We start from the raw sequence: 220 nt of genomic DNA on the forward strand, positions 1-220 counted from the left end.
AGAGCCAGAGCCAGAGCCAGAGCCAGAGCCAGAGCCAGAGCCAGAGCCAGAGCCAGAGCCAGAGCAGATCAAAAGATTGCTGACTTCGTCAGCGATTAAGGAAGTAGAAGCCACACCGCGTACGCTTCAAAGATCAGGTCGGCTTTAAGGCCGCCTCGCTTTGTTTTTGATCTGGGATCGCCCCGTCAAACACGCTGGCCGAACGCAGGCTTTGGAGCGT

The organism is Pseudomonas sp. 8 R 14, assembly GCF_900005955.1.
Lineage (GTDB): Bacteria > Pseudomonadota > Gammaproteobacteria > Pseudomonadales > Pseudomonadaceae > Aquipseudomonas > Aquipseudomonas marginalis.